16 protein-coding genes are annotated in these 24197 nt (G+C 62.8%); 11 read left to right on the plus strand and 5 right to left on the minus strand.

Annotated features, from left to right (window positions below; translation table 11 throughout):
- The first annotated feature begins 42 nt into the window (after positions 1–42).
- The 6 genes from ACMT3I_RS12380 (at position 43) to ACMT3I_RS12405 (ending at position 7884) form a co-directional block, all read left to right on the plus strand.
- Positions 43–1371 (plus strand): aspartate aminotransferase family protein, encoded by a 1329-nt coding sequence (locus ACMT3I_RS12380; RefSeq protein WP_414804792.1) that lies wholly within the window; start codon positions 43–45, stop codon positions 1369–1371.
- A gap of 23 nt (positions 1372–1394) precedes the next feature.
- The gene (locus ACMT3I_RS12385; RefSeq protein WP_414804793.1) at positions 1395–2894 is read left to right on the plus strand and encodes a CoA-acylating methylmalonate-semialdehyde dehydrogenase; all 1500 of its coding nucleotides are present in this window, start codon (positions 1395–1397) and stop codon (positions 2892–2894) included.
- 284 nt (positions 2895–3178) lie between these two features.
- A complete protein-coding gene (locus ACMT3I_RS12390; RefSeq protein WP_414804794.1) occupies positions 3179–4354 on the plus strand; it encodes an ROK family transcriptional regulator in 1176 nt (391 codons plus the stop codon).
- 308 nt (positions 4355–4662) lie between these two features.
- The gene (locus ACMT3I_RS12395) at positions 4663–5619 is read left to right on the plus strand and encodes a sugar ABC transporter substrate-binding protein (RefSeq protein WP_414804795.1); all 957 of its coding nucleotides are present in this window, start codon (positions 4663–4665) and stop codon (positions 5617–5619) included.
- 109 nt (positions 5620–5728) lie between these two features.
- Positions 5729–6547 (plus strand): ATP-binding cassette domain-containing protein, encoded by an 819-nt coding sequence (locus ACMT3I_RS12400; RefSeq protein ID WP_414804796.1) that lies wholly within the window; start codon positions 5729–5731, stop codon positions 6545–6547.
- A gap of 83 nt (positions 6548–6630) precedes the next feature.
- A complete protein-coding gene (locus ACMT3I_RS12405) occupies positions 6631–7884 on the plus strand; it encodes a sugar ABC transporter permease (protein ID WP_414804835.1) in 1254 nt (417 codons plus the stop codon).
- 46 nt (positions 7885–7930) lie between these two features.
- On the opposite strand, the gene ACMT3I_RS12410 is transcribed toward ACMT3I_RS12405, so the two are convergent.
- Positions 7931–8857 (minus strand): LysR family transcriptional regulator, encoded by a 927-nt coding sequence (locus ACMT3I_RS12410; protein ID WP_414804797.1) that lies wholly within the window; start codon positions 8855–8857, stop codon positions 7931–7933.
- Between the two features lie 120 nt (positions 8858–8977).
- Between ACMT3I_RS12410 and ACMT3I_RS12415 the strand changes: the two genes are divergently transcribed.
- The 3 genes from ACMT3I_RS12415 to ACMT3I_RS12425 all read left to right on the plus strand — a co-directional run bounded on the left by ACMT3I_RS12415 (position 8978) and on the right by ACMT3I_RS12425 (position 11655).
- Positions 8978–9100, plus strand: coding sequence for a hypothetical protein (locus tag ACMT3I_RS12415; protein WP_414804798.1), 123 nt, complete (start codon positions 8978–8980; stop codon positions 9098–9100).
- 93 nt (positions 9101–9193) lie between these two features.
- Positions 9194–9748 (plus strand): orotate phosphoribosyltransferase, encoded by a 555-nt coding sequence (gene pyrE / locus ACMT3I_RS12420; RefSeq protein ID WP_414804799.1) that lies wholly within the window; start codon positions 9194–9196, stop codon positions 9746–9748.
- Entirely contained in the window at positions 9748–11655 is a 1908-nt protein-coding gene (locus tag ACMT3I_RS12425; RefSeq protein ID WP_414804800.1) for a hypothetical protein, read from the plus strand. Before pyrE ends, ACMT3I_RS12425 begins: the two co-directional genes overlap by 1 nt.
- A gap of 94 nt (positions 11656–11749) precedes the next feature.
- Here ACMT3I_RS12425 and ACMT3I_RS12430 read toward each other — a convergent pair whose 3' ends face one another.
- The 4 genes from ACMT3I_RS12430 to ACMT3I_RS12445 form a co-directional block, all read right to left on the minus strand.
- The gene (locus ACMT3I_RS12430) at positions 11750–11890 is read right to left on the minus strand and encodes a hypothetical protein (protein ID WP_414804801.1); all 141 of its coding nucleotides are present in this window, start codon (positions 11888–11890) and stop codon (positions 11750–11752) included.
- A gap of 15 nt (positions 11891–11905) precedes the next feature.
- Entirely contained in the window at positions 11906–12706 is an 801-nt protein-coding gene (locus tag ACMT3I_RS12435) for an HAD-IIA family hydrolase (protein WP_414804802.1), read from the minus strand.
- A gap of 97 nt (positions 12707–12803) precedes the next feature.
- Positions 12804–13448, minus strand: coding sequence for a metal-dependent transcriptional regulator (locus ACMT3I_RS12440; RefSeq protein ID WP_414804803.1), 645 nt, complete (start codon positions 13446–13448; stop codon positions 12804–12806).
- Positions 13449–13478: 30 nt separating this feature from the next.
- Positions 13479–14753 (minus strand): Nramp family divalent metal transporter, encoded by a 1275-nt coding sequence (locus ACMT3I_RS12445; RefSeq protein ID WP_414804804.1) that lies wholly within the window; start codon positions 14751–14753, stop codon positions 13479–13481.
- A 123-nt stretch (positions 14754–14876) separates the two neighbouring features.
- Between ACMT3I_RS12445 and ACMT3I_RS12450 the strand changes: the two genes are divergently transcribed.
- Together ACMT3I_RS12450 and ACMT3I_RS12455 are read left to right on the plus strand one after the other, a co-directional pair.
- The gene (locus tag ACMT3I_RS12450; protein ID WP_414804805.1) at positions 14877–15509 is read left to right on the plus strand and encodes a TrmH family RNA methyltransferase; all 633 of its coding nucleotides are present in this window, start codon (positions 14877–14879) and stop codon (positions 15507–15509) included.
- 233 nt (positions 15510–15742) lie between these two features.
- On the plus strand, positions 15743–24160 hold the full coding sequence (locus ACMT3I_RS12455; protein WP_414804806.1) for an isopeptide-forming domain-containing fimbrial protein: 8418 nt from the start codon (positions 15743–15745) through the stop codon (positions 24158–24160).
- The last annotated feature ends 37 nt before the right edge of the window (positions 24161–24197 follow it).

Here is a 24197-nt window from a genome sequence, read left to right on the forward strand (position 1 = left end):
CACCCGCACCCTCGCACCATCTGAGAAAGGATCGCGATACTCGTGAACGACTCCCTGCCAGGCTCCGGCCCAGAACTCGACGCGCTCGCCGTCGAACTCGACCGGGCGCACGTCTTCCACTCCTGGTCAGCGCAAGCCGGCCTGAAACCCCTTGTGATCGCCGGGGGCGAGGGTTCACGCGTGTGGGACCACTCCGGCCGCACCTACCTCGACTTTTCAAGCCAGCTGGTCAACGTGAACATCGGCCACCAGCATCCGGCTGTCATCAACGCCATCACCGAGCAGGCGAAGACGCTCACCACCGTCGCTCCGGCAACGGCCAACCTCACGCGTGGCAAAGCAGCCAAGCGCATCGTCGACAAGGCACCTGCCGGATTTAACAAGGTCTTCTTCACCAATGGCGGTGCGGATGCCAATGAGAACGCCATCCGGATGGCTCGCTTGCACACCGGGCGCGACACCGTGCTCTCGACATACAGGTCATACCACGGCAACACGGGTGCTGCCATCGTCGCGACGGGGGACTGGCGTCGCATTCCGAACGAATTCGCCCGCGGACACGTGCACTTCTTCGGACCATATCTCTACCGCAGTGACTTTTGGGCGACGACGCCAGAGCAGGAGTCAGAGCGTGCGCTTCGCCACCTGGAGCGCGTCATCCAGAGCGAGGGCTCCTCGTCGATCGCGGCAATTCTTCTCGAGTCGATTCCCGGCACCGCCGGCATCCTGGTGCCGCCGCCCGGCTACCTGGCCGGGGTGCGCGCTCTCTGCGACCGTTACGGCATCATGCTGATCCTCGACGAGGTGATGGCCGGCTTTGGGCGCACCGGGCACTGGTTCGCCTTCCAGGAGTACGACGTCTCGCCCGACCTCATCACCTTCGCCAAGGGGGTGAACTCGGGCTACGTACCGACGGGTGGTGTGATCATCTCGGATGCCATCGCCTCCGACTTCGACACCACTGTCTTCCCCGGTGGGCTCACCTACAGTGGGCATCCGCTCGCCATGGCCTCCATCATCGGCGCGCTCGACGCGATGGAGCGCGAGGGCATCGTCGAGAACGCCGCCCGGATCGGCAGCGACGTGCTGGCTCCCGGCCTGGCCGCACTGCAGGCCAAGCACGACATCATCGGCGAGGTGCGCGGCCTCGGCGTGTTCTGGGCGCTGGAACTCGTTGCCGACCGCGAGACGCGCGAACCGGTCAGCGCAGCGGTGATGGGTCGCATCAAATCCGAGCTGCTCAGCCGCAACCTGCTGCCGTTCCTGCAAGACAACCGCATCCATGTCGTGCCGCCCTGCGTCGTCACCGATGACGAAGTCGCAGAGGCGCTTGCGATCTATGACGAGGTCCTCAGCCTCGACCTGCTTTAGACCTCACTCACGAAAGGCTTCTCATGACTGGCACTCCCACTCTCTCCCACTGGATCAACGGGAGCTCCCACGACGGCGACTCCACCCGCACGTCGCCCGTGTTCAACCCGGCCACCGGCAGCGTTGCCAAGAATGTGCGCCTGGCGAGCACCGGCGACGTCGGAACAGCAGTCGCTGCTGCCCTGGCCGCCTTCCCCGGTTGGCGCGACACGTCACAGGCCAAGCGCCAGAGCATCATGTTCAACTTCCGCGAGCTGCTGAACGCCCGCAAGGGTGAGCTGGCCGATATCCTCACCGCTGAACACGGCAAGGTCACCTCTGACGCCCTCGGTGAGATCGCTCGTGGCATCGAGGTCGTCGAGTTCGCGCTCGGTATGCCGCAGCTGTCGAAGGGCGAGTTCTCCGAGAACGTCTCAACCGGTGTCGACGTCTACACGCTGCGCCAGCCCCTCGGCGTCGTTGGCATCATCAGCCCGTTCAACTTTCCGGCAATGGTGCCGATGTGGTTCTTCCCCATCGCGATCGCTGCCGGCAACACGGTGGTGCTGAAGCCCAGCGAGAAGGACCCGTCAGCATCGAACTGGATGGCAGAACTCTTTGCAGAGGCCGGTCTGCCCGAGGGCGTCTTCAACGTCGTGCACGGCGACAAAGAAGCAGTCGATGCGCTGCTCGTGCACCCGGACGTGCAGTCGATCTCCTTCGTCGGCTCCACTCCGATCGCCCGCTACATCTACGAGACGGCTGCCTCACACGGCAAGCGGGTGCAGGCGCTGGGCGGTGCCAAGAACCACATGCTCGTGCTGCCGGATGCCGACCTCGACCTCACAGCGGATGCCGCCGTCAACGCCGGCTTTGGGTCGGCCGGCGAACGCTGCATGGCGATCAGCGTCGTGCTCGCCGTCGAACCTGTTGCCGACGAACTCATCGCCAAGATCACCGAGCGTATGAAGGGTCTCAAGGTCGGCGACGGCATGCGCGGCTGCGACATGGGCCCGCTGATCACCGAGGCGCACCGCGACAAGGTGGCAGGCTACATCGATATCGCGCTGGAAGACGGAGCGGATGTCGTCGTCGACGGTCGCGGCATCAGCGTCGACGGTGAAGAGACCGGATTCTGGCTCGGCCCGACGCTCTTCGACAAAGTGAGTCTCGACTCCGCCGTGTACCAGGACGAGATCTTCGGCCCTGTGCTGTCGATCGTGCGCGTGGGCAGCTACACCGAGGGCCTCGACATCATCAATAACGGTCGATACGGCAACGGCACCGCGATCTTCACTAATGACGGCGGTGCGGCCAGGCGGTTCCAGAACGAGGTGCAGGTGGGCATGGTCGGTATCAATGTGCCGATCCCCGTGCCCGTCGCCTACCACTCCTTCGGCGGCTGGAAGGATTCGGCCTTCGGTGACGCGAAGGCCTATGGCCCGAGCGGTTTCGCCTTCTTCACCAGGGAGAAGGCGGTCACCAGTCGCTGGCTCGACCCGAGCCACGGCGGAATCAACCTGGGCTTTCCCCAGAACCACTAACTAACTACCCCTGGACTGACGACTTCGCGGATACCGAATTGCAGGAGTTATGCACAGTGCCAGGCGCGGCGCCAGGGCGGTCCGCCTCCTCCGCCCCCTCCCGCCAGTTGCATAACTCCTGCAGTTCTTGGCCGGCAACCGACTGAACCCCCGATTTACTGGGCATCGCGACGGCTCCGAACCCGAATTGCAGGAGTTATGCAGATTCATTCGCGGCAACAGGGTCGGCGCCCATCGCACATGACCCCAACCACCGGCCCCAGCGATGCATGTATCTTGATGCTGTGAACAGCATCGTTGCTAGTCCCGGATCGCAGTCTTCATTGCGTGAAGCCAACCGCGCCCGCATCGTCGACGCGGTGAAGTACCACGGTGGGCTGACGCAGGTCGAACTAGCCGGGGTGACAGGGCTTTCACCGGCAACGGTGTCGAACATCGTCAAAGAACTCAGTTCGTCTGGCTTGCTGCACACCGCGCCAACGTCACGCAGCGGACGCCGCGCCCTGCATGTCACCCTCGCCCACGGAGTGGGGCTTGTCGTCGGTCTGCAGATTTCAGACACACGGATGCGCCTGGTACTGGCGGATCTCGGCCACCAGGTGATCGCCGAGCGCTCGATGCCGCTCGCCCGCGATCATCGCTGTGACAGCGAACTTGAACGGGCAGGCGTACTCGTCGCCGACATGGTGGATTCCGTTGGCGCCTCATTCGCCGACGTGCTCGCCATCGGTGTCGGTCTCCCCGCTCCCATCGACCCCCGCTCCGGAACCATCGTCACGCCCGGATTGCTCCGTGGCTGGCACGGCATCCCGATCAGAGATGAGCTGGGCGCACGCTTCAACCGCCCGATCTTCCTTGACAACGAGGCCAACCTCGGTGCCCTCGCCGAGTTCCGGATGGGTGCCGCGCGCGGCGCACGTCAGGCCGCTTACATTCGGGTCTCGTACGGGATCGGCGCCGGTCTCATTATCGAAGGACAGATATTCAGGGGCAGCTCGGGCAAAGCCGGCGAGATCGGTCACATGACGATCGACGAGCACGGTTCCATCTGCCGTTGCGGCAACCGCGGATGTTTGGAGACGGTCATCGGCGCTGCCGCCCTCATCGAGCTCTTCCGGGCGTCTCACGGCGAACTGAAATTGCGCGACATCGTGCTGCAGGCCGAGGCCGGCGATGCCAGCTGCCGACGAGTCATCGCTGACGCCGGCCGTCATCTCGGAATCGCCGCAGCAGGCCTCTGCAACCTGGTCGATCCCGACCGCATCGTGGTCGGCGGAGAGCTTGCCGAGGCCGGTGAAACACTGCTCGCTCCACTACGCCACGCACTCGAGCGGTCGACGCTTTGGACGGCAGGCGGCATCCCGGATGTCGTGCAGAGCGACCTGGGAGACAAAGCCGAAGTGATGGGTGCGGCACTCGCCGCCATCGACGCGGTGCGGATCGCCTCCAGCATCGCCTGAGCGGCTGAACCGCCGTCGATCGACGCTGTTGACCAGCAGCCTTGAGTGCACCGAAGCGGCCTGGCGAACCCGCTAAATGAGAGGGCATACAGGCCGATAACGATCTTGTGTTCAAGTCTTGACGACAAGGGATGCCGAGAGCACGCTCGTAACACGCCGACCAGGGCGCTCAGAGTGGAGGCTTGGCTATGAGAAGACCACAGAAACGAATTGCCTTCCTGGCAATTGCGTTGATTGCAGTATCCGGATCCCTTGCGGCATGTACCTCCGGCGGTTCGAGTAGCTCGAGCTCGTCCAGCGGCGAAGCCGTGAAGATTGGGTTGCTGCTGCCCGAGTCGAAAACTGCTCGATATGAAGCATTTGACCGGCCGCTCTTCGAATCCAAGCTCAAGTCACTCGGCGACTACGAGATTGTTTACGCCAATGCTGACCAGGATGCGGCGAAGCAGCAGCAGCAGGCAGAATCGGCGCTCACCCAGGGCGTGAAGGTGCTCGTTCTCGACCCCGTCGATGCGGCTGCAGCAGCCAGCATCGTGTCGGAGGCCTCTGCGCAGAACGTGCCCGTCATTTCGTATGACCGGCTGGTGACCAGTAAGGACCTCGCCTACTACATCTCGTTCGACAACGAAAAGGTCGGAGAGCTGCAGGGCACGGCATTGGTCGACAAACTGAAGGCCGACAACACCACAACCGGAATCATCATGATCAATGGTTCCCCCACTGACGGCAACGCGGCGCTGTTCAAGAAGGGCGCGCTGTCGGTGATCGATCCGAGTGGCATCCCGATTCTGGCTTCGTATGACACTCCTGACTGGAGTCCTGACAAGGCTCAAGAATGGGCAGCTGGCCAGATCACGCAGTTCGGTTCTCAGATATCCGGCGTCTATGCGGCTAACGACGGCACGGCAGGTGGCGCGATCGCCGCGCTGAAGGCTGCGGGCGTCACGCCGATTCCCCCGGTTACCGGTCAGGATGCCGAACTCGCTGCAATCCAGCGGATCGTCGCGGGAGACCAGTACATGACCGTCTATAAGGCGATCAAGCAAGAGGCGGAGCAGGCAGCGGTACTCGCGTCGAAGCTCGCCAGTGGAGAGACCCTCACAGGTGACACCACCGTCGATGGCACTCAGGCAACCCTGCTGACACCTGTCGTCGTGACAGTTGACAACATCAAGGACACCGTCGTTAAGGACGGCTTCTACACGATTGATGAAATCTGCACTCCGGATTACGCGGCTGCCTGCAAGACGGCTGGCCTCGAGTAGCAGTGTTCAGAAGCAAGTTGCACATACCAGCAGTTCAAGCAGCATGAGTTGACGGGCCGGAGCCCACCAAGACGGTGGTCTCCGGTTCGGCATCCGCCTAGGAGTCACGATGAGCGTGCTAACCCCCGTTCCCCCGGCAGCAATCCCGCGCGGTGAGCTCGTGCTCTCTCTCCGCGGGATCGACAAGAATTTCGGCGCCGTGCAGGCGCTTTCCGCCATCGACTTTGACATCTACAGCGGTGAAGTCGTTGCCATCGTTGGCGACAACGGTGCGGGCAAGTCAACGCTCGTCAAGATCCTGGCCGGCGTGCATCCACCAGACGGCGGCGAGATCCACACCGGCGAGAAGCAGGTCACCATCGCCAATCCGGCAGAATCAGGGGCTCTCGGCATCGCAACCGTCTATCAAGACCTGGCGCTTTGCGACAACCTCGACGTCGTCGCCAACCTGTTCCTCGGCCATGAGGTGCATGGGGCCACCCTGAATGAAGTCGAAATGGAGCAGCGCTCCTGGAGCCTGCTGCGCCAACTCTCGGCCAAGATCCCATCGGTGCGGATCGCCGTTGCCTCACTGTCAGGAGGTCAGCGTCAAACAGTCGCAATCGCCAGGTCGCTGATCGGCGATCCCAAGATCGTCATCCTCGATGAGCCGACGGCAGCACTGGGTGTCGCCCAGACCGCAGAGGTGCTGAACCTCATTGAGCGGCTGCGCGAGCGCGGGCTCGGCGTCGTGCTGATCAGCCACAACATGGCGGATGTCCAGGCCGTCGCCGATCGCATCGTCGTGTTGCGGCTCGGCCGCAACAACGGCGAGTTCAAGGTAGCGGATGTCAGCTACGAAGAGATCATCGCGGCAATCACCGGTGCGACAGACAACGCGGTCACCCGGCGCGCCAGCGCACGAGCCCCAGAGGAGCCGGCATCATGACAACACCAACAACGCCTGGCGTTCCGGACGCTCCGGAGCACCCTGAATCGTCGCTTCCCAAGACGACGATCCCCGAGGTTGCGATGCCCGAAGCGACCGAGGTCCCCTCGGCGGTCGCGGCCGACCTGCAGGATGAGCGTCTGATCCAGCATTCAGGCATCGGGGGATCGATCACCGCGTTCCGCAATCGCATCAAATCAGGAGACTTGGGATCTCTGCCCGTGATCATCGGACTTGTGGTGATCTGGATCGTCTTCCAGCTGATCAACCCCACGTTCTTGTCGAGTATCAACCTGGTGAATCTGACCCTGCAGTGCGCGGCGATCGGCACGATCGCAATCGGTGTCGTTCTGGTTCTGCTACTCGGCGAGATCGACCTATCGGTCGGCTCGGTGAGTGGGTTGTCGTCGGCAATCCTTGCCGTCGGTTTCGTCACGCTGGGGTGGCCACTTGTGGTCGCCATTGCGGCGTCGGTAGTCACCGGCGTGTTGATCGGACTGCTGTATGGGTTTCTCTTCACACGGTTCGGTGTACCGAGCTTCGTGATCACACTTGCGGGCTTGCTCGGCTTCCTCGGTCTGCAACTGTGGGTGCTGGGGGCGACAGGCTCGATCAACATCCCGTTCGACTCGTGGATCGTCCAATTCGCCCAGCAGTGGTTCCTGCCCGCGTGGCTTTCCTACGTGATCGTCGTCTTGGCGGTACTTGCCTACGGTGCTCAACTTCTCGTCACCTCACGCGCCAGGAACAAGGCAGAGCTCTCGGCCAAGTCGATGACATCCATCATCGTGCGGTGCGTCGGGCTGTTGCTCCTGCTCGGAATCCCTGCCTGGTACCTCAACCAGGCCAGGGGCATCGGAATGATGTTCCTGTTCTTCCTGGTGCTTGTCGTGGTGATGAACTTCTTCCTCACCCGCACCAAGTGGGGCCGGTCAGTCTTCGCCGTCGGCGGCAACGTCGAGGCAGCCCGCCGTGCCGGCATCCGTGTCAACCGGGTGTACATCTCGGTATTCATCCTCTGCTCGACGTTCGCGGCCGTCGGCGGCATCCTGGCCGCTGCCAGGCTTGCCGCTGCGAATCAGGGCAGCGGTGGTGGTGACACCAACCTGAACGCGATCGCCGCTGCCGTGATCGGTGGAGCCAGCCTCTTCGGCGGCCGTGGCAGCGCGTTCTCTGCACTGCTCGGCATCCTGGTGATCCAATCGATCTCCAGCGGGCTCACGTTGATGAATCTCGATTCGTCGATTCGTTACATGGTCACCGGGGCAGTGCTCCTGCTCGCGGTTATCGTCGACTCGCTTTCACGGCGCACCAGGGTCTCGCACGGTCGAGCGTAGCTCGCGGCGGTCGTTGCGTCGTGTGAGTCGAGCCGCCGACGTCGGCTCAGGGCGTGACGACCGAATGCTCTGCCTGCACCTCGGCTGCGCGCGTCTGGAGTGCGCCGATCACTGTGCGCACGGCGAGGCGTTCTGCCTTGTCTGGGCGCATCAAGGCCACGATCTGTCGTTCGGACGTGACACCCCGCAACGGACGCAAGACAAACTTGCCCGGCTGGCTGCCACCGGAGGTGTAGCGGGGCACGAGTGCGATCCCAAGCCCGGCCATGATGAACGCTTCGATGATGCGCATGTCGGAGAACCGCTGGGATACCTCGACGTTGACGCCGACCTTCAGTTCGATTTCGTGCAGGATGCGCTGGAACGGAAAGCCATCTGGCACACCCAGCCAGGTCTCGGCGGCGACGTCTGCCGCAGTCACCCACGCGCGATCGGCCAGTCGGTGATTGGCAGGCAGGCCAACATCAAGTGGTTCAGTCATGAGCGGTACGACGGTGAGCCCTCGCCCGCCCCAGCTCAGGTGCCCAGGCATGCTGTGAGCGAGAACGATATCGAAGTCAGAGGTGAGTGCCGGAAAGTCGTTGAGCTCCGGGTCCTGGTCGGTACAGTTGACGCGCAAGTCATTCGAGGCGGCCAGATTCTTGAGGACGCCGGGGAGCAACATCTGGCCAGCGGTGGGGAATGTGACCAGGCTCACCTCGCCGGTCGCATGGTTTCGAAACTCATCCCACAGCGCGTTCGCTCGCTCGCGTGCCACGGCGACGGACGTCGCGCTCCTGGCTAACGCGCGTCCGGCATCCGTCAGTACCAGCCCGCGACCCGCCCGTTCCGTCAGCGGCAGACCTGCTTCGCGCTCAAGCAGCTTCAGCTGTTGTGAGACGGCAGAAACGGTGCGATGTGTGGCTCTGGCGACCTCGGTGACGGAGCCGCGCTCTGACAATTCCCGCAGTAGCTCGAGGCGCTGTACGTCCATGTAGCCAAGCTACACAATCACTCCACAACAATTCGATTGTTTTGAACAATTGACCCTGCTCAAATAGGAGAGCTGCGGTGGCGATCGTCGACTCGCGCAGAACCTCTGAAAGGCATTCTCGTGGTTGTTTTCCTGGCAGTACTCGGGCTAATCTCCGTGGCAGCAATTGTTCTCAGCATCGTTGAGGTCAAGAAAGACGGCTATCGCCGCGCACCGGAGCGTTCGCTCGTTCGAATCTTCTAGGAACGCCGGGTATCGAGGCCAGAGTGTAGAGAGCTACGCCTCGACTCTTGGCCACCGTAACGCAGCACATGTCAAGGCCGGTGCCCTAAAGTTATGGACGTGACAGACGCACGCACTCAGCTCATTGACCACATCTCGAACAAGGCTGTCTTCCACGGTGATTTCACTCTCACCAGTGGCAAGAAGGCAACCTATTACGTAGACCTGCGTCGGGTGAGCCTCGACCACGAAGTAGCACCGTTGATCGGTCAGGTCATGCTCGACCTGATCAAGGGCATCCCGGATGTCTCAGCCGTTGGCGGTATGACGATGGGCGCTGACCCCGTTGCCGCGGCGATCCTGCATCAGGGCGCTGCGCGTGGAGCGAGCTACGACGCGTTCGTCGTACGCAAGGAGCCGAAGGATCACGGCCGCGGCAAGCAGGTCGAGGGACCTGACCTGAACGGCAAGCGTGTCATTGTGCTTGAAGACACCTCGACCACTGGCGGTTCCCCGCTTGCGGCCATCGAAGCCCTCCTCAAAGTTGGGGCGATCATTGCCGGAGTCGCAGTCGTCGTAGACCGCAACACCGGGGCTAAAGAGATCATCGAAGCCGCTGGCTACCCGTACTACTCTGCAATCGGTTTGGAAGACCTGGGGCTCAGCTAATGCCAGAGGAGCACAAACCGGAATCTGGCGACCTCGATTGGCTGCAGTCGCAGCTGGGTGGCGAAAACGGTGAAGGCGCGGATGCGTCTGGCGACACCTCCGCGACTGGGTCCGGACCGGTGTCGGCTGCCGCAGGGCTGACGAGCCCCGCCGCAACGGGGCTCAGCGTGCCTGCTGTGCCTGAATCGGCTCCTCCTGCTCCTGCTCCTTCAATTGTTTCGCCGCCGACGTCTGCCCCAACGCAGGTAGCACCTGCTGCTGCCGCCGTGTGGGGACCAGGCCAGATCGCTGTTCCTCGTAATGCGCTGCCGCCTGCCACACCTGCCAGGCCGGTTGAGCCCGCCATACCGCCTGTCGTCACCGAGGCTCCGCGGGAAGTTGTGTCCGCGCCGGTGGTCGAGCCTGCTGAACCAGCTGCCGCGGCATTCAGTTGGGGCCTGACGCCAACACACGAACCAGATCCGGTGGTCATGCCCGCTGCGCCGGTCTCGGCTACTCCAGCCCCGGCTGCCGCCGACACGGATGCAACTGCATCGTCAACTGAATCATCCGGCACTGCACCTGTCGCCGCCGATGAGCCCGAACCATGGTGGACCACCGTGGCGCAGGTTCCTCTGGTCCTCACCGCAGAAGAAGTGGCCGCCAGCGGCGGTACTCCGGTTCAGCCCCCTGTCGCCCCGAGCGCCGCGACGCCCCCACCTGCGTTTCGGACGAGCCGATTCGGTCGACGACTCCCCGGGATCCCGGCTGCAGCTGCCGAACCTCTCGACGCGCCTGTGCCCGCACCCGACCAGACACCTACGCTCGACCCGACCGCAGTCACGTCTGACCCAGAAGTCGCGCCGGACGCCGTAGTTGCCGCCGATCCCGATCCCGATCCCGTCGCCGAAACCGACGAAGCTGAAGCCGTTCCCTTCTTTATTGACAGCCCGTCTCAGCCAGAAACGTCGGCGTTCTCTCGTCTCCTCTCCGGCTCGGCATCGACTACCTCGCCATCAGCGGAGGGCGATGCTCCAGCACGTGAGTCAGAGGCGGACGTCGACGAAACGGCACTGCCACGCACCGGCTCCGGCCCATTCGGGCTGACCCCTGAGGTCGCACCGCCTCGTGCAAAGGCCTGGCCGGAGCGCAAGGCTGCTCCGGCTGCTCCGCAGCCTGTGAACACCAACTCCGCCGCACCTGCAGCGGTGAGTGTCCCGCCAGTGGTGGTCGCTTCTCCTGCGGAACAATCCCTGTTTGGGAATGGTGCAGCCAGCGCTGGGCCTCCCACGCCGCCGGCCCAGCCACCGGTGGGAGCATCCGTTGGGGGCGGTTCGAAGCCGCCAGCTGCTAGGAACACCAAGCTCCTGGTCCTGATCGCTGGCGGACTCGTCGCTGTGCTGGTGCTCGTTGGCTTGTTCTTCATCGGTCAGGGAATCGGTGGAGCCCCGGTGGCAGCGACGACACCGACCGCTGCTGCCAGTGCCGCTCCGACAACTGCTCCGACGCCAACCCCCGAGCCAGAGGTCACTGCTCCGCAGGCCGCTGGCGTGCATGCCTGGAACACGATGTTCGGTACTGAGTGTCTCGAGCCGTTCGTCTCGCCGTGGAACGAGGAATTCACCGTCGTCGACTGCGCAACACCGCACACCGCGCAGTTGGTGTCCCGCGGTTCGTTCGGCGACGACCCGGCTGCGGTGTTCCCCGGTGAAGCCGCACTGGCCGCTCAAATCAACCTCGTATGCACGGTGCCCGGCATTATCGACATGACCGCGGCCGCTGCATTCCCCGACTTGCAGTTGCAGGGAAGCTACCCCGTCACAGAAGACCAGTGGTCGAGTGGGCAGCGCAGTTACTACTGCTTCGTGAGCCGGTCGTCAGGCGAACCCCTCACCGGAAGCGTTGCGGGCCCAGGCCCAACCGCGTAACCGTACGCACAGCGAAGATACAGAGACGCCCCCGATCTGCCGAGAAGGCGGATCGGGGGCGTCTGTATGTCAAGCGAGGGCGGGCGATCGCAACCTAGCTGGCCAGCAGCGAGATTACTGTCGCTCCGCCGCTGCCGAGTACGAGGGCAATGATGATCGTCCAGACCATTATGCGTTGGCGTCGTTTGCGCTTATCGCTGTAGATGGACGTGTCATCGTCGTTGTGGTTACTCATATCAGCGGCTGATGCCTAGATCGCGTCGGACTCTACGGGCTCGTTCGAGACCAGAACGTGGACGCCGTCGAGAATCTCGTCTGGCCTGAACGGGTAGCGGTTGATTTCTGCCTCGTCGCTGATTCCGGTCATCACCAGAATGGTGTGCAGACCGGCTTCGATTCCCGCAACGATATCGGTGTCCATTCGGTCGCCGATCATTCCGGTGTTCTCCGAGTGCGCACCGATCTTGTTCATCGCTGAGCGGAACATCATCGGGTTCGGCTTGCCGACGACATACGGCTCCATGCCGGTCGCCTTGGTGATGAGTGCTGCGATCGCGCCCGTGGCCGGCAGCGGGCCATCGGCGCTTGGTCCGGTGGCATCCGGGTTCGTCACGATGAAGCGCGATCCGCCGAGAATGAGACGGATGGCCTTGGTGATCGCCTCAAACGAATAGTTGCGAGTCTCGCCCACGACGACGTAGTCGGGGTTGCTCTCGGTCATGATGAAGCCGGCCTCGTGCAGGGCCGTGGTGATACCGGCCTCGCCAATCACGAAGGCGCTGCCATCCGGCTTCTGTGAGCGCAGGAAGTCAGCGGTCGCGAGGGCCGAGGTCCAGATGCGTTCTTCGGGAACGATGAGTCCCGATTGCCTCAGGCGGGCGCTCAGATCGCGCGGTGTGAAGATTGAGTTATTGGTGAGTACCAGGAACGGAGTTCCCGCATCGGTCCATTGTGCCAACAGCGCAGCTGCGCCCGGGAGTGCACTGTTCTCATGAACCAGCACCCCATCCATGTCGGTGAGCCAGCATTCGATCTCGTCACGGCGTGCCATGGGAGCTCCTCTCGTTAAGGACCCAGCCTATCGGCGTGAGGTTTCCTCTTCGTAACGGTGCTGTGTCGTCACCGCGGGCCGTAGACGCTCGACCCAGCTACCGTGTGACCCAGATTGAGTCGCAGGCTGACGGGGTCAGCTGCAGGCTGTGTCCGGATGCCAGCTGCAGGGTCATCGCATCCGCCACGGTAATGGGAGTGCTTGGACTCACGCCGGCAGCAGCCAGCTGTCTGAGTACTGCTGGATCTCGGTCGCTGACCCGCAGCACCTTGCCTCGATGACCGACGGGGGCAGCCGACAACAGCACGGCCGACGGCATCGAAACCGTGCCGTCTGCGGCCGGGATCGGGTCGCCGTGCGGATCAGATGTCGGGTTACCCAGCCTGGACGACATCGATTCAAGCAGTCGATCAGAGATCGCGTGCTCAAGTACCTCGGCTTCTTCGTGTACCTCGTCCCAGTCGTATCCCATCTCGCTGACGAGCCATGTCTCGATCAGGCGGTGCCTGCGTACGACGGCAGTCGCCTGCAGGCGACCGGCCGCGGTCAGGGTCAGTGGGCCATAGGGCACATGGGTGAGCAACCCAGATGCGGCAAGCTTCTTCACCATCTCGGTGACCGATGACGGGGCGACACCCAACCGCGTGGCGAGGGCTGAGGGCGTAATGGGCTCCGCCTGCCACTCGGTGTGAGAGTAGATGGTCTTGAGGTAGTCCTCGGCGGCCGGAGTCGTGGGTTTCATGTCACCTCAGCGTAGTTTCAAATCGCTGGGCTAGGCCCCGCTGAACACAAGCACGAGCAGCACAACATTAAGCGCGACGAGTAGCACCGCAGCAATGGCTCCGGCCACCGTCGTGAACCAGCGGTTGCGATACTCGCCCAGAATGCCGCGTTTGGCGGTGATCCAGACGAGGGGAATGAGCGCAAACGGAATACCGAACGACAATACGACCTGGCTGAGCACCAGTGCCTCAGTCGGATCGAAGCCAGAACCCAGTATCACGAGCGCCGGAATCAGCGTGATCAGCCTGCGCAGGAGGATCGGCATCCTGATCCGCAGCAGGCCGTGCATGATTTCAGCCCCTGCATACGCTCCAACCGAGGTGGATGCCAGACCGGATGCCAGCAGGCCGACGGCGAAGACTGTCGCGATGACGGGTCCCAGGGTGGTGTCGAGCGCCTGGTACGCACCTTCGAGTGTGTCTGTTCCTTCAACACCCTGTAGCGCGGAGGCGGCAAGCAGCAGGATCGCGAGGTTCACCGTTCCAGCGATCAACATGGCGATCGAGACGTCCCACTTCGTCGCCCAGAGCAGCCGGCGAGTGTCAGAGCGTCCCACGAACTGCGGGAATCGGTCGCGGGCAAGCGCGGAGTGCGCGTAAATGGCGTGCGGCATGATCGTGGCACCGAGGATCGATGCCGCGAGCAGCACCGAGTTGGTTCCCTCGAAACGAGGGACGAGCCCTGAAATCACGCCACCGGCATCCGGTGGCGACACGAAAACGCCTGCGGTGAATCCGACGGCGATGATGAGCAGCAACGAGATGATGACACGCTCGAAGACGTGGGGGCCGCGACGGCTCTGCACGCCGAGAACGATCATCGAGATCACGCCGGTGATGGCGCCGCCGAGGAGAAGCGGCACATTGAACAGCAGGTTGAGTGCGACAGCCCCACCGATGACTTCGGCAAGGTCGGTCGCCATCGCGACGAGCTCGGCCTGTAACCAGTAGAGGCGCCGGGCCAGTGGGCGTCGAATGCGCAGGCCCAGAATCTCGGGAAGGCTCTTGCCCGTGACGATGCCAAGTTTGGCCGAGAGGTACTGGATCAGCCAGGCCATCACGTTGCCGGCAACGACGACCCACACAAGTAGGTAGCCGTAGGCGGCGCCCGCCGTCATGTTGCTGGCAACATTGCCAGGGTCGAGATAGGCGACACCGGCAACGAGTGCGGGGCCAAGCAGCCAGATCAGGCGTGCAGACGAGTTGGCTGTCGTGTGCGGCGCCGCGCCGTGCTGCGTGTCGATCGTCGTCGCAGATTTAGGCATGCCGAAATAATAGCCAATTTTTAGGCATACCGAAAGGGTGCGTGACAACCGACTAGCTGCGAGGTTGAGGCGGGCTGAGTGCCCAGCCCGGCGGGTTACGGTTGACGGGTGGAGAATACCGACGTGAAGCAGCCCCAGAACCCGACAGCTGAATTGTCGACCCACGGGGTGGGTCCGTGGCAAGGGGAGTGGCCGGACGAGCCGTGGTACGACGCTGAGCTGCTGAAGGTCGGCGACACCAGGAACGTGATCGATCGGTATCGCTATTGGACCATGGAGGCGATCGTCGCTGACCTCGACGAGCACCGCCATCCGTTCCACGTTGCTATCGAGAACTGGCAGCACGATATGAACATCGGCTCGATCGTGCGAAGCGCCAACGCCTTCGCAGCGGATACCGTGCACATCATCGGCCGTAAGCGCTGGAACAAGCGTGGCGCGATGGTCACCGACCGTTACCAGCACGTGCTGCACCACCCGGACGTCGCCGAATTTCTGGTCTGGGCGAAGTCAGAGAATCTGCCGGTCATCGCAATCGACAATGTGCCGGGCTGCGTCAAGATCGAGACGTTCGACTTTCCGGAGCGTTGCGTGCTTGTGTTCGGACAAGAGGGCCCTGGGCTGTCCGATGAGGCGATCGCGGCAGCGGATGCCGTCGTTGAGATCACTCAGTTTGGCTCGACGCGCTCGATCAACGCATCGGCCGCTGCGGCAGTGACGATGCACAGCTGGGTCATGCAACACGTCGCTTTCTGATCAGCGGAGGCAGTGCGGGCGTCGCCGTGGGGCGATGATTGCCGCGCCAAAAACTGAGCGACACGCGGCATCCCCCCAGTGATGGGGGTGGTGGGACAGACGAGTCGTTCTGTCCGTCAGAATAGTGAGTGACATATGTTGCGCGTGGCCTCTGTTGCTACTGCCGTCGGTGTGCGTAAGAGCATTTCGCAGTGTCAGCTGATTTGACCCGTAGACCAGAGGAATGCTTCACAATGCCGACTCTCCACGACGACCATTCGTCGCGCCGTAAACCACGTCACGTATTCACCGTGGGGGGCATGCTCTCGCCGACGCGTGCGTTCAACCGAGTCATAGCGAGCATCGTTGCCGGCGTTCTCGTGGCTGGCGCACTGGTCGTCGGCGCGGTCGCCGCTCCCGCGATGGCTGACACGCTCGTCACCCTTGAGGCGACGAGCGATTCGACGATTCTGGCGGGTGAGACGGCGAGCATCTCTCTGACGGCGACCGGCTCGCCGTCGACCGACCTGTACAACGTGGCTTTCAGGTACGAACTTCCGGCCGGCGTGACGTATGTCACCGGAAGCGCAACGGGCGCAGACGCGATCGGAATGCCAGAGCCCACGATCGTGACCATCGTCGACCGAGTTGGTCCGCCGGCGGTCAGCCACCAGGTCCTGATCTGGTCGAATCTGGCCGACTTGCCGCGCGACCTCGCAGCGACCCTCACCTTCAGCGTGCAGCCGGATCCTGCGCTGTATCCGGTCGGGTCTTCGTTCACCGGCCAGGCATCGGTTTATGCGCCGAGCAACCCCCGCAAGCTGGTTAAGTTCAATTCGACAACGGGCGTTGCGGTGGCCGACGCATCGATCGCCTCTGATTCAACGGTCGGTGGAACGACCAAAATCAACGCGATCGAGGTTGAAAAGAGCGAACCGAGCCCGGAACACGAGCTCATGCGTGGCGTGCACGACCAGACGACCGAATACACCCTCACGGTCCGCAACACGGGAGTTGCCCCGACGCGTGATGTCGTGGTCGTCGATTATCTTCCTGCCGGACTCGAGTTCCTCGGCTGCGGAGGTGTGGACAACAGCACGGTCGGAGAGGAATATCCCGGATCGGGTCGGCTGGGCCAGAGTGACACCGTCGTTGCTTCAGAATGCCTCGCGGCTGGAACCTCGCTGACGAAGGTCGAGACGGTACAGCTCGCAGCAAACGAGGTCGGACGGCTGGGTGCTGGCGTCTACACAAAGGTCACCTGGACCTTCGGAACCGTGTTGCCCGGCGAGACCTCCATCACCTATGCCGCCGGAATTCCTCTGCGAGAAAACACCCTGTGGGCGGGCACCGCACCTGGTGCGGAGTCACTCGCCCAGGCTTCGAACCTTGACAACAACACGGGTGCGTCGACGAGGCAGCAGGACGGGGCGAAGGCCGGGCAATCCCTGACCAACACGGTTGTCGCGACAGGGACCTACACCGGAACCGTCGCATCGGGCTCTAGCCCGGTCGTGACCGCATCCGACTCGCTGACGGTCAAGGCGATGGATCTGTCGATCGTCAAGAGTGTGTCGACGCCGTCAGGGGGCGACACCTTCTCGGGTGGCCAGCTGGCCGAATTCACACTGCTACTGCGCGCGAGTGAATACACCGACGACAGCAAAATGACGATCACAGACCTCATCCCCAACGGATTGTGCCCGCTGGTTCCCGGTGGAGTTTCAGGTAACGGATGCCAGGCAGGCAATGTGCTCGGGGCGAGTGTGACGAGCACCACACACAACGCTGACGGCACGTACACGCTGGTCATGGAACCGACGATCACCGGCAGCATGCTGGCCTCAAACACCGACCACACGATCACGTACCAGGCGCTGATGGGTGCCGCTTATGGAGGAACGTCGACGCCGGGCACCGGGAACGGGGTTCCTACGGCAGTCGGTGACTCTTTCACCAACACAGTTGGCATCGCCGGCACCACCACCGATGTCACCGCACAGCAATCACCTTCTGTTGTCGACGTGATCGACGACTCGAAGGCGACCATCATCCCGACGGCACCGACCATCAATAAGAAGGTGCTCACCCGCCCGATCGCGAACGGCACTGCGCTCGACTGTGCGAATCCGCCCAGCCCGAGCGTGTACGTCGATACCGACGTGCCTGGTTACCAGCTCGGTGACGCTGTTTGTTTCGAGCTCACCGTCAATTTCTCCTCATCCGCTGTAACACGCAACGCGGTCATCACCGACTTCGTGCCGGTCGGTACCGAATACGTCGGCTACTCGGTCGATCCAACGTTCGCGTCGATGGTCGTGCCGGTTTCTGGCACTGAGGCAGCCACAGGTGCGGGCACTGATCCCGCCGCCTGGCACCTCGGATCCGTCGGAACCGGAGGCGATACCAATCTCTATATGCCAATGGGTGCGACGCTGACGATGTACGTGCAGGCAGTGGTCACCGATGCGTCGGCGATCGCCGGCATCGACATCACCGCCAACCTGATGAAGTACCGCCAGGAAAACACTGCCGGCACAGTCGTCGCGCTCCGTGATGCAGCGGATTACAGCATCACGACGCCGAGGTTGTCACTCGCTAAATCGTATGTGGCACCGAGCGGCACGAACCTCGTGGCCGAGGGCCATGTCATCCCGTTCACCCTGACGGTGAAAAACGATGGCACGGCGGGCGGAGCTCATGACTTCGCTGCACAGAACGTTGAGCTATGGGACCTGCTACCGGTGGGTCTGGATTGTTCGACCATCTCTTCCACGGCACCCGCGGCCAGCTGCTTCGACTTCGGCGACGCCGGATACCGCGCGAACGCGCTGGCGTCGACGAGTGCCAAGCGCAGCATCATCCTCTGGACGGTTCCCGGCCCGATTCTTCCGGGCCAGACGGAGACCGTGACCTACAACGTGACGATCCCGGCCGAGGTCAGCGTTTCGAAGGTGTTCAGAAACAACGCGTCAGTTGTGAAATTCACGTCGCCGAACACCAGTGGAACAGACACCGAGTACTTCCCGACCGATTCGCTCGACAACAGCACAGCGACAGCCGACAAGTGGAACGTGCCAGCAGCGAATGCCACCGCCACGGTGAAACTGGCAGACGCCACCGTCGCCAAGTCGGTGAAACCAAACCTCCCCGGTGCGAACAAGGCAGCGACGCAGGTCGTTGCCGGTGAAACCGTTGACTACACATACAGCGTCACCATTCCGGCAGGAACGACGGTGTACAACGGCCTACTCAGCGACGTTCTTCCGACCGGTATGACGCTGCCGAGTGCTGAAGGGTTTGCCGCGACACTGGACGGTGGAGCGCTTCCGGTTGGCTTTAGCCTGACGGCCGGTAACCTGACATTTCCTGCCACCTGGAACAACAGCACGGCAACCGACCAGGTGTTCACCGTGACAATCTCCGGTGCTCTCGTCGGTGTCGAGTTGAGTACAGGAACCCTGACGAACACTGCACGGTTCAGCAGCATGGTCAGCACGCAAGTCGGGAGCGCGTCGCTTCCCGATCGCACTGCGTCAGCTGTGGTCTCCGTCGTCGTACCAAAGCCCACTCTGACGAAGGCGATCGACAAGTCCGAGGCGCGAGGCGGCGAGATCGTCACGTACACGCTTGTCGCAGGCAACACCGAGGGTGCCCCGGCGGCGTACGACTCAGTCGTCGTTGACTGCCTCCCCAACGGTCTCATCTTTAAGGAGTTCACCGAGCCGAGCGCCTCTGCAGCCACCACTGTGACTCCGGGAACAGGAACGGGTGCGGCTGCCGGAGAGAATGGCTGTGCGGTCGGCAGCACGAAGCTCACCTGGACGCTTGCGGCCCCGGGCGAACTGCTCTTCCCGAACGCGGTGAAACTCACCTTCACCGCACAGATCAGCCCAGCGTCCGCGGGACTTGCCAGCTACTCGAACGTCGCGGCCATCACGGCATCGACGGTGATGAACGGTTCGAACGACGGCTCCGTCGAAAAGGTTGTCACGGCCACGAGCACGGCCGCAACCGTTGCAGTTATCGGCGCGACGACGGTCAAGAGTGTTGACAAACCAACGGCAACGATCGGCGAATTCGTCACATATCAGATCGATGTCACCATCCCGGCAGACGTCATGTTCTACAACGCGGCAATCATCGACACGCTGCCCGCCGGCATCTCGGTCAGCGCCACCGGTGCCACGTGCTCGTTGGACGGAACGCCGTGTGCGGCACTCGCTCCGAGCAGCGACGACGGCACGAAAATCGGTTGGCTCCTGGGTACACTCGCGTCAGCGCCCACTGAACGAATCGTGAGGGTTACCTTCACCGGAACGGTGACAAGTCTTGTCGGAAATACCGCCGGTACCGTGCGGCAGAACATAGCAAGCCTGGTGTGGAACACCGCTGAGAAGGGAAACCCCACTTCGGCTGGCACTACGCCAGACGAGAGCGGAACGCCGGGTACCGCTGCGATCACCATCACCGAACCTAAGTTGTCGATAGCGAAGAGCGCGAACAACACGACTCCGGAGCCCGGAGAACTGCTGACCTATACGGTCACGGTCTCCAACGCCAACCTCGAAACGACGAGCGCCGCATACAACGCCACCGTTGTTGACGCGATTCCAGCTGGCCTCGACATGAACACTGTCACCGTAACCTCTGGCGGCGGTGTCATCGATGCCTCGGCGCGCACCATCACCTGGACGACCGCGCAGCTCGACAAGGGTGCGTCGACGACGTTCACCTACACGGCAAAACTCGCCGAGTCGACGACGCTTGCAACGACTCGCATCGACAACGTCGTCTCGATCCCGACGTATTACTCGCTACCGAACGATGGACGGGAATACTCCAAATCGAGCGGTGGATCGACGTACCGCGAGCCGACAGCCACGGCCGCCGTCACGCCCGACTTCCCCCACGTCACCGTAGCCAAAACTGTCGCTAACGGCGGGATAGCCTACGTCGATTCACCCCTGGGCTGGACTGTGACACTGACGAATACCGGACGTGGCACTGCGGTATCGGTCGGGGCAACAGATGAGCTGCCCAAGAATTGGGAGTACGTTGCCGGTTCTGGCACCATCAGCATCAACAAGGCAACTGCACAGCCACTCAGCGAGCCGACGATCGTTTCGGCCGACGGCGTCCAAACGCTGGCCTGGGCTCCGTTCCTGAACCTTCCCGCCGGTCACTCCATCGTGATCACCTATTCGACAACTCCGACACGAGCAGCGCTGATCGACCCCGGGGCTGGCATCGGACTTGTCCACACCAACACGGTCTCGGCTGTTGTGACCGACGCCACCGGTGCCCCTAACAACGCTTCCACTGACTACGCAGGGCCGTCCGCCAGCGCGAAGGCTCGAATCAATGAAGCCGACGTGGCACTCGCCAAGACGGCGGGCGACTCTCTCGTTGCCGGGACGACCACGCCGTCAGCATGGACTCTCACCGTGACGAATAACGGACCGGATGCCGCGGTAGGCGCAGCCGAGGGGGGTAACTTCGTCGTCACTGACACTCCGACGCTTCCCGCTGGAGTGACGATCACCGCTGCGAGCGGCACGGGGTGGACCTGCACGGTTCCCACGTCGGCTGGGGCGTTCAGCTGTGCGCGCACGGTTGCCACTGAGGTTCTGGCGAGCAAGGCGTCCTTCCCGGTGATCACTGTTGCTGCATCCGCTTCGGCTTCCGTTGTCCACGGAACGTCAGTGCCGAACTCTGCCACTGTCGCAGCCAAGACGCACGATTCACACGGCGGTAACAACGCCGATGACGATCCCAACACGGTTTCGACCCGGGCAGATCTCGCGCTGACGAAGTCGATCACTACGACTGCGCCGGTAGCGGGTGGCTCAATCACCTGGGAGCTGAACCCGTCGAACGCTGGACCCTCTGTATCGCGTGGGCCCATCACCGTGACGGATGTCATTCCGGCGGGCGTTAGCGGCGCGATCGCCACTGGTGCCGGCTGGGACTGCGATACGAAACCGGCAGACGCCGGTGAGACGATCACCTGCGAGTACTCCGCAAACGGCGGAGCAATGCCGGTTGGAGCCGCAGGTCTGCTGGCCGTGACAGCCACGATCGACTCCTCCTATGTCGACGGCCCCATCTCGAACACCGCCGAGGTCAACCCAGGCACCACGACAGATCCGACACCTGCAAATAACGGTTCATCAGTGGATTCGATCACGCCGTCGACTGCCACGTCGTTGCGCGTCGAGAAATCGCTGGTGTCACCAACACCCGTGATCATCCCGGGCGCCGAAGCGGTCTACCAGGTCACCGTCACGAACGACGGTCCCGCTGACGCTCGCCTGGTGACTTTCACCGATGTGCTCCCGACGGGGATGACATACAGCTCGAAGACGAATGTGGCAGGTGTCTGGACCTGTACAGGAACGACGACTGTGACGTGCGCTCTCACCGGAAACCTGTCGGCGCTGACGACCAAAAATGAGGCAACGGTGCGACTCCACGTTGCTACCGCGAGTAACCTCTCGACGACGTCCCCGATCGTGAACACGGTAGACGTGAGCTCCGAGAACGCAACGTCAACCTCTGACAACACCTCGACGGCTCTGGTCGGTAACGCGGACCTCTCGATCGCGAAGAGCCACACTGGCTCCGTCGTTGCGGGAACGAGTCTTGACTACAGTCTCGTCGTGACCAACAGCGGGCCGTCGGACTCGCCGGGAACGATCACCGTGACCGACATCGTTCCAGCGGGATTCGTGCCCACCGCCGCAAGCGGTTCCGGATGGGACTGTGTCATCGGCGCGACTGACATCACCACGAAGCTGACCCCCGTGACGTGCGAGCACGACACGATGCTGGTCAACTCGGCGGTTGCTGACACCATCACCATCACGGTTGCGATTCCGGCGGAACTGGGGGCGCAGACCCTGGTGAACACTGCGTCGGTCGATGGACCACTCGACGACCCGAATCCCGCCAACAACACAGCGACCGACCCGACGACGATAACGACTGTTGCATCCATGGAGATCGAAAAGGACGTCGCATCCAGCGGCCCGTTCGTTGCAGGGACAACCGTCGACTACACGGTGCGAGTGACCAACAGTGGACCGTCGGTGGGGAATGTGGTGAGTGTCTCTGACCTCGTACCGACAGGATTGAGCGTCACGGCTATCTCCGGAATCGACTGGACCTGCAGTGTCTCCACCGGCACGTGCGATCGCGCTGTGCTTCCGCTTGGCAGCTCCGACATCACGGTGACCGCACTGATCGATTCGGCAGTGGTCGACGGAGCAGTCCTGACGAACCAGGCAGTCCTGACCTGGACTGACACTGCCGGAACCCACACCGACGATGACCCGGCGGATGTGACGGTGACGGCACGTGCTGACCTCAGCCTGACGAAGACGGCTGTCGACGCGTCGGCCAAGACCGTCACGCTGTTCACCGCCGGTGAGCAGGGGCGTTACCTCCTGCAGGTGACGAACAATGGGCCGTCGGCCGCGGTCGCGCCTCTGCAGATCACCGATCAGCTTCCGGTCGGTCTGAGCTACGTCGGACTTCTGGACTCGCTCGACTGGGCGTGCGTGGCAGGTCCGATCGATGCATCGGGTCAAACCGTTGACTGTGGTTGGGCAGGCACGTCGGCCCTTGCATCCGGTGCTGCGGCGCATCCGCTCACGATGCTGGTGCAGGTCGACGCGGCATTGTCAGCTGGCGCCGTCACGAATACCGCCACGGCTTCATCGCCGACGCTTGACCCTGACCCGTCGTCGAACACCGATGATGAGACAGTCACGATCGCCCAGCTGAGCGACCTATCGATCACCAAGACCCACTCGGGATCTGTGCGGATCGGCGACAGCCTTGTCTTCGACCTTGAGGTGCGAAACGGTGGGCCATCGGTCGCTGAGGGAGTGGTTGTCACCGACACGCTCCCCGTCGGTCTCGGGTTCGTCGATACGGCGGGCAGCGATCCTGCCTGGTCATGCGTCGCCCTCGAACCGCAGGCGAACGGAACGACGGTGACGTGTGCGTTGAGTGCCGACGTTGCTCCTGGTGACACGGCTCCTGCGCTGAGCATCACCGCGGTCGTGCGCCCGGCTGCGTACCCGACAGTGGTGAACATCGCCACAGTTGCCTCCACCACTCCCGAATCCGACCCGGCGAACAACACGGCAGAAGACGGCGTCACCGTTCCGGCACTGGCCTCGCTGACTGTCACGAAACAGAGCGCCGGCGCATTCCGAGTGGGGCAGACCGGCGAATACCGCATCACTGTCTCCAACGCAGGACCCACTGAGAACGCCGATGCAATCGTCGTCACTGATGTTCTGCCTGACGGCCTGCGCTTCGCAGCCGCCGACGGTGACGGCGCTCAGTGCTCCGAGAAGGATCAGAAGGTCAGCTGCACGATCGAGGGTCCTCTTGCTGTCGGCGACAGCGCCACGATCGCACTGACGGTGAATGTGGGCGAGGCCGCATATCCGTCGGTCACGAACACGGTCACCGTGGAGTCAGAAACTGAGCAGGGGCCGGATGCCCAGCTCACGGACAGCGACACCACAGTGGTCGCTCAAGCGGTACCGCTGGCGCACACCGGAGCCGCAGTGCTGATTCCGCTCCTTGCGGCGATCCTGTCTCTGTTACTGGGAGCCGGAATGATGATGCTGCGGCGTCGTGGTCGATTGAGCTAGTCGGCGCACCTCGACAGGGCCGCAGAGGAGCCCCGCA

Origin of the sequence: Leifsonia sp. A12D58 (assembly GCF_047530025.1) — a bacterium.
GTDB lineage: Bacteria > Actinomycetota > Actinomycetes > Actinomycetales > Microbacteriaceae > Cryobacterium.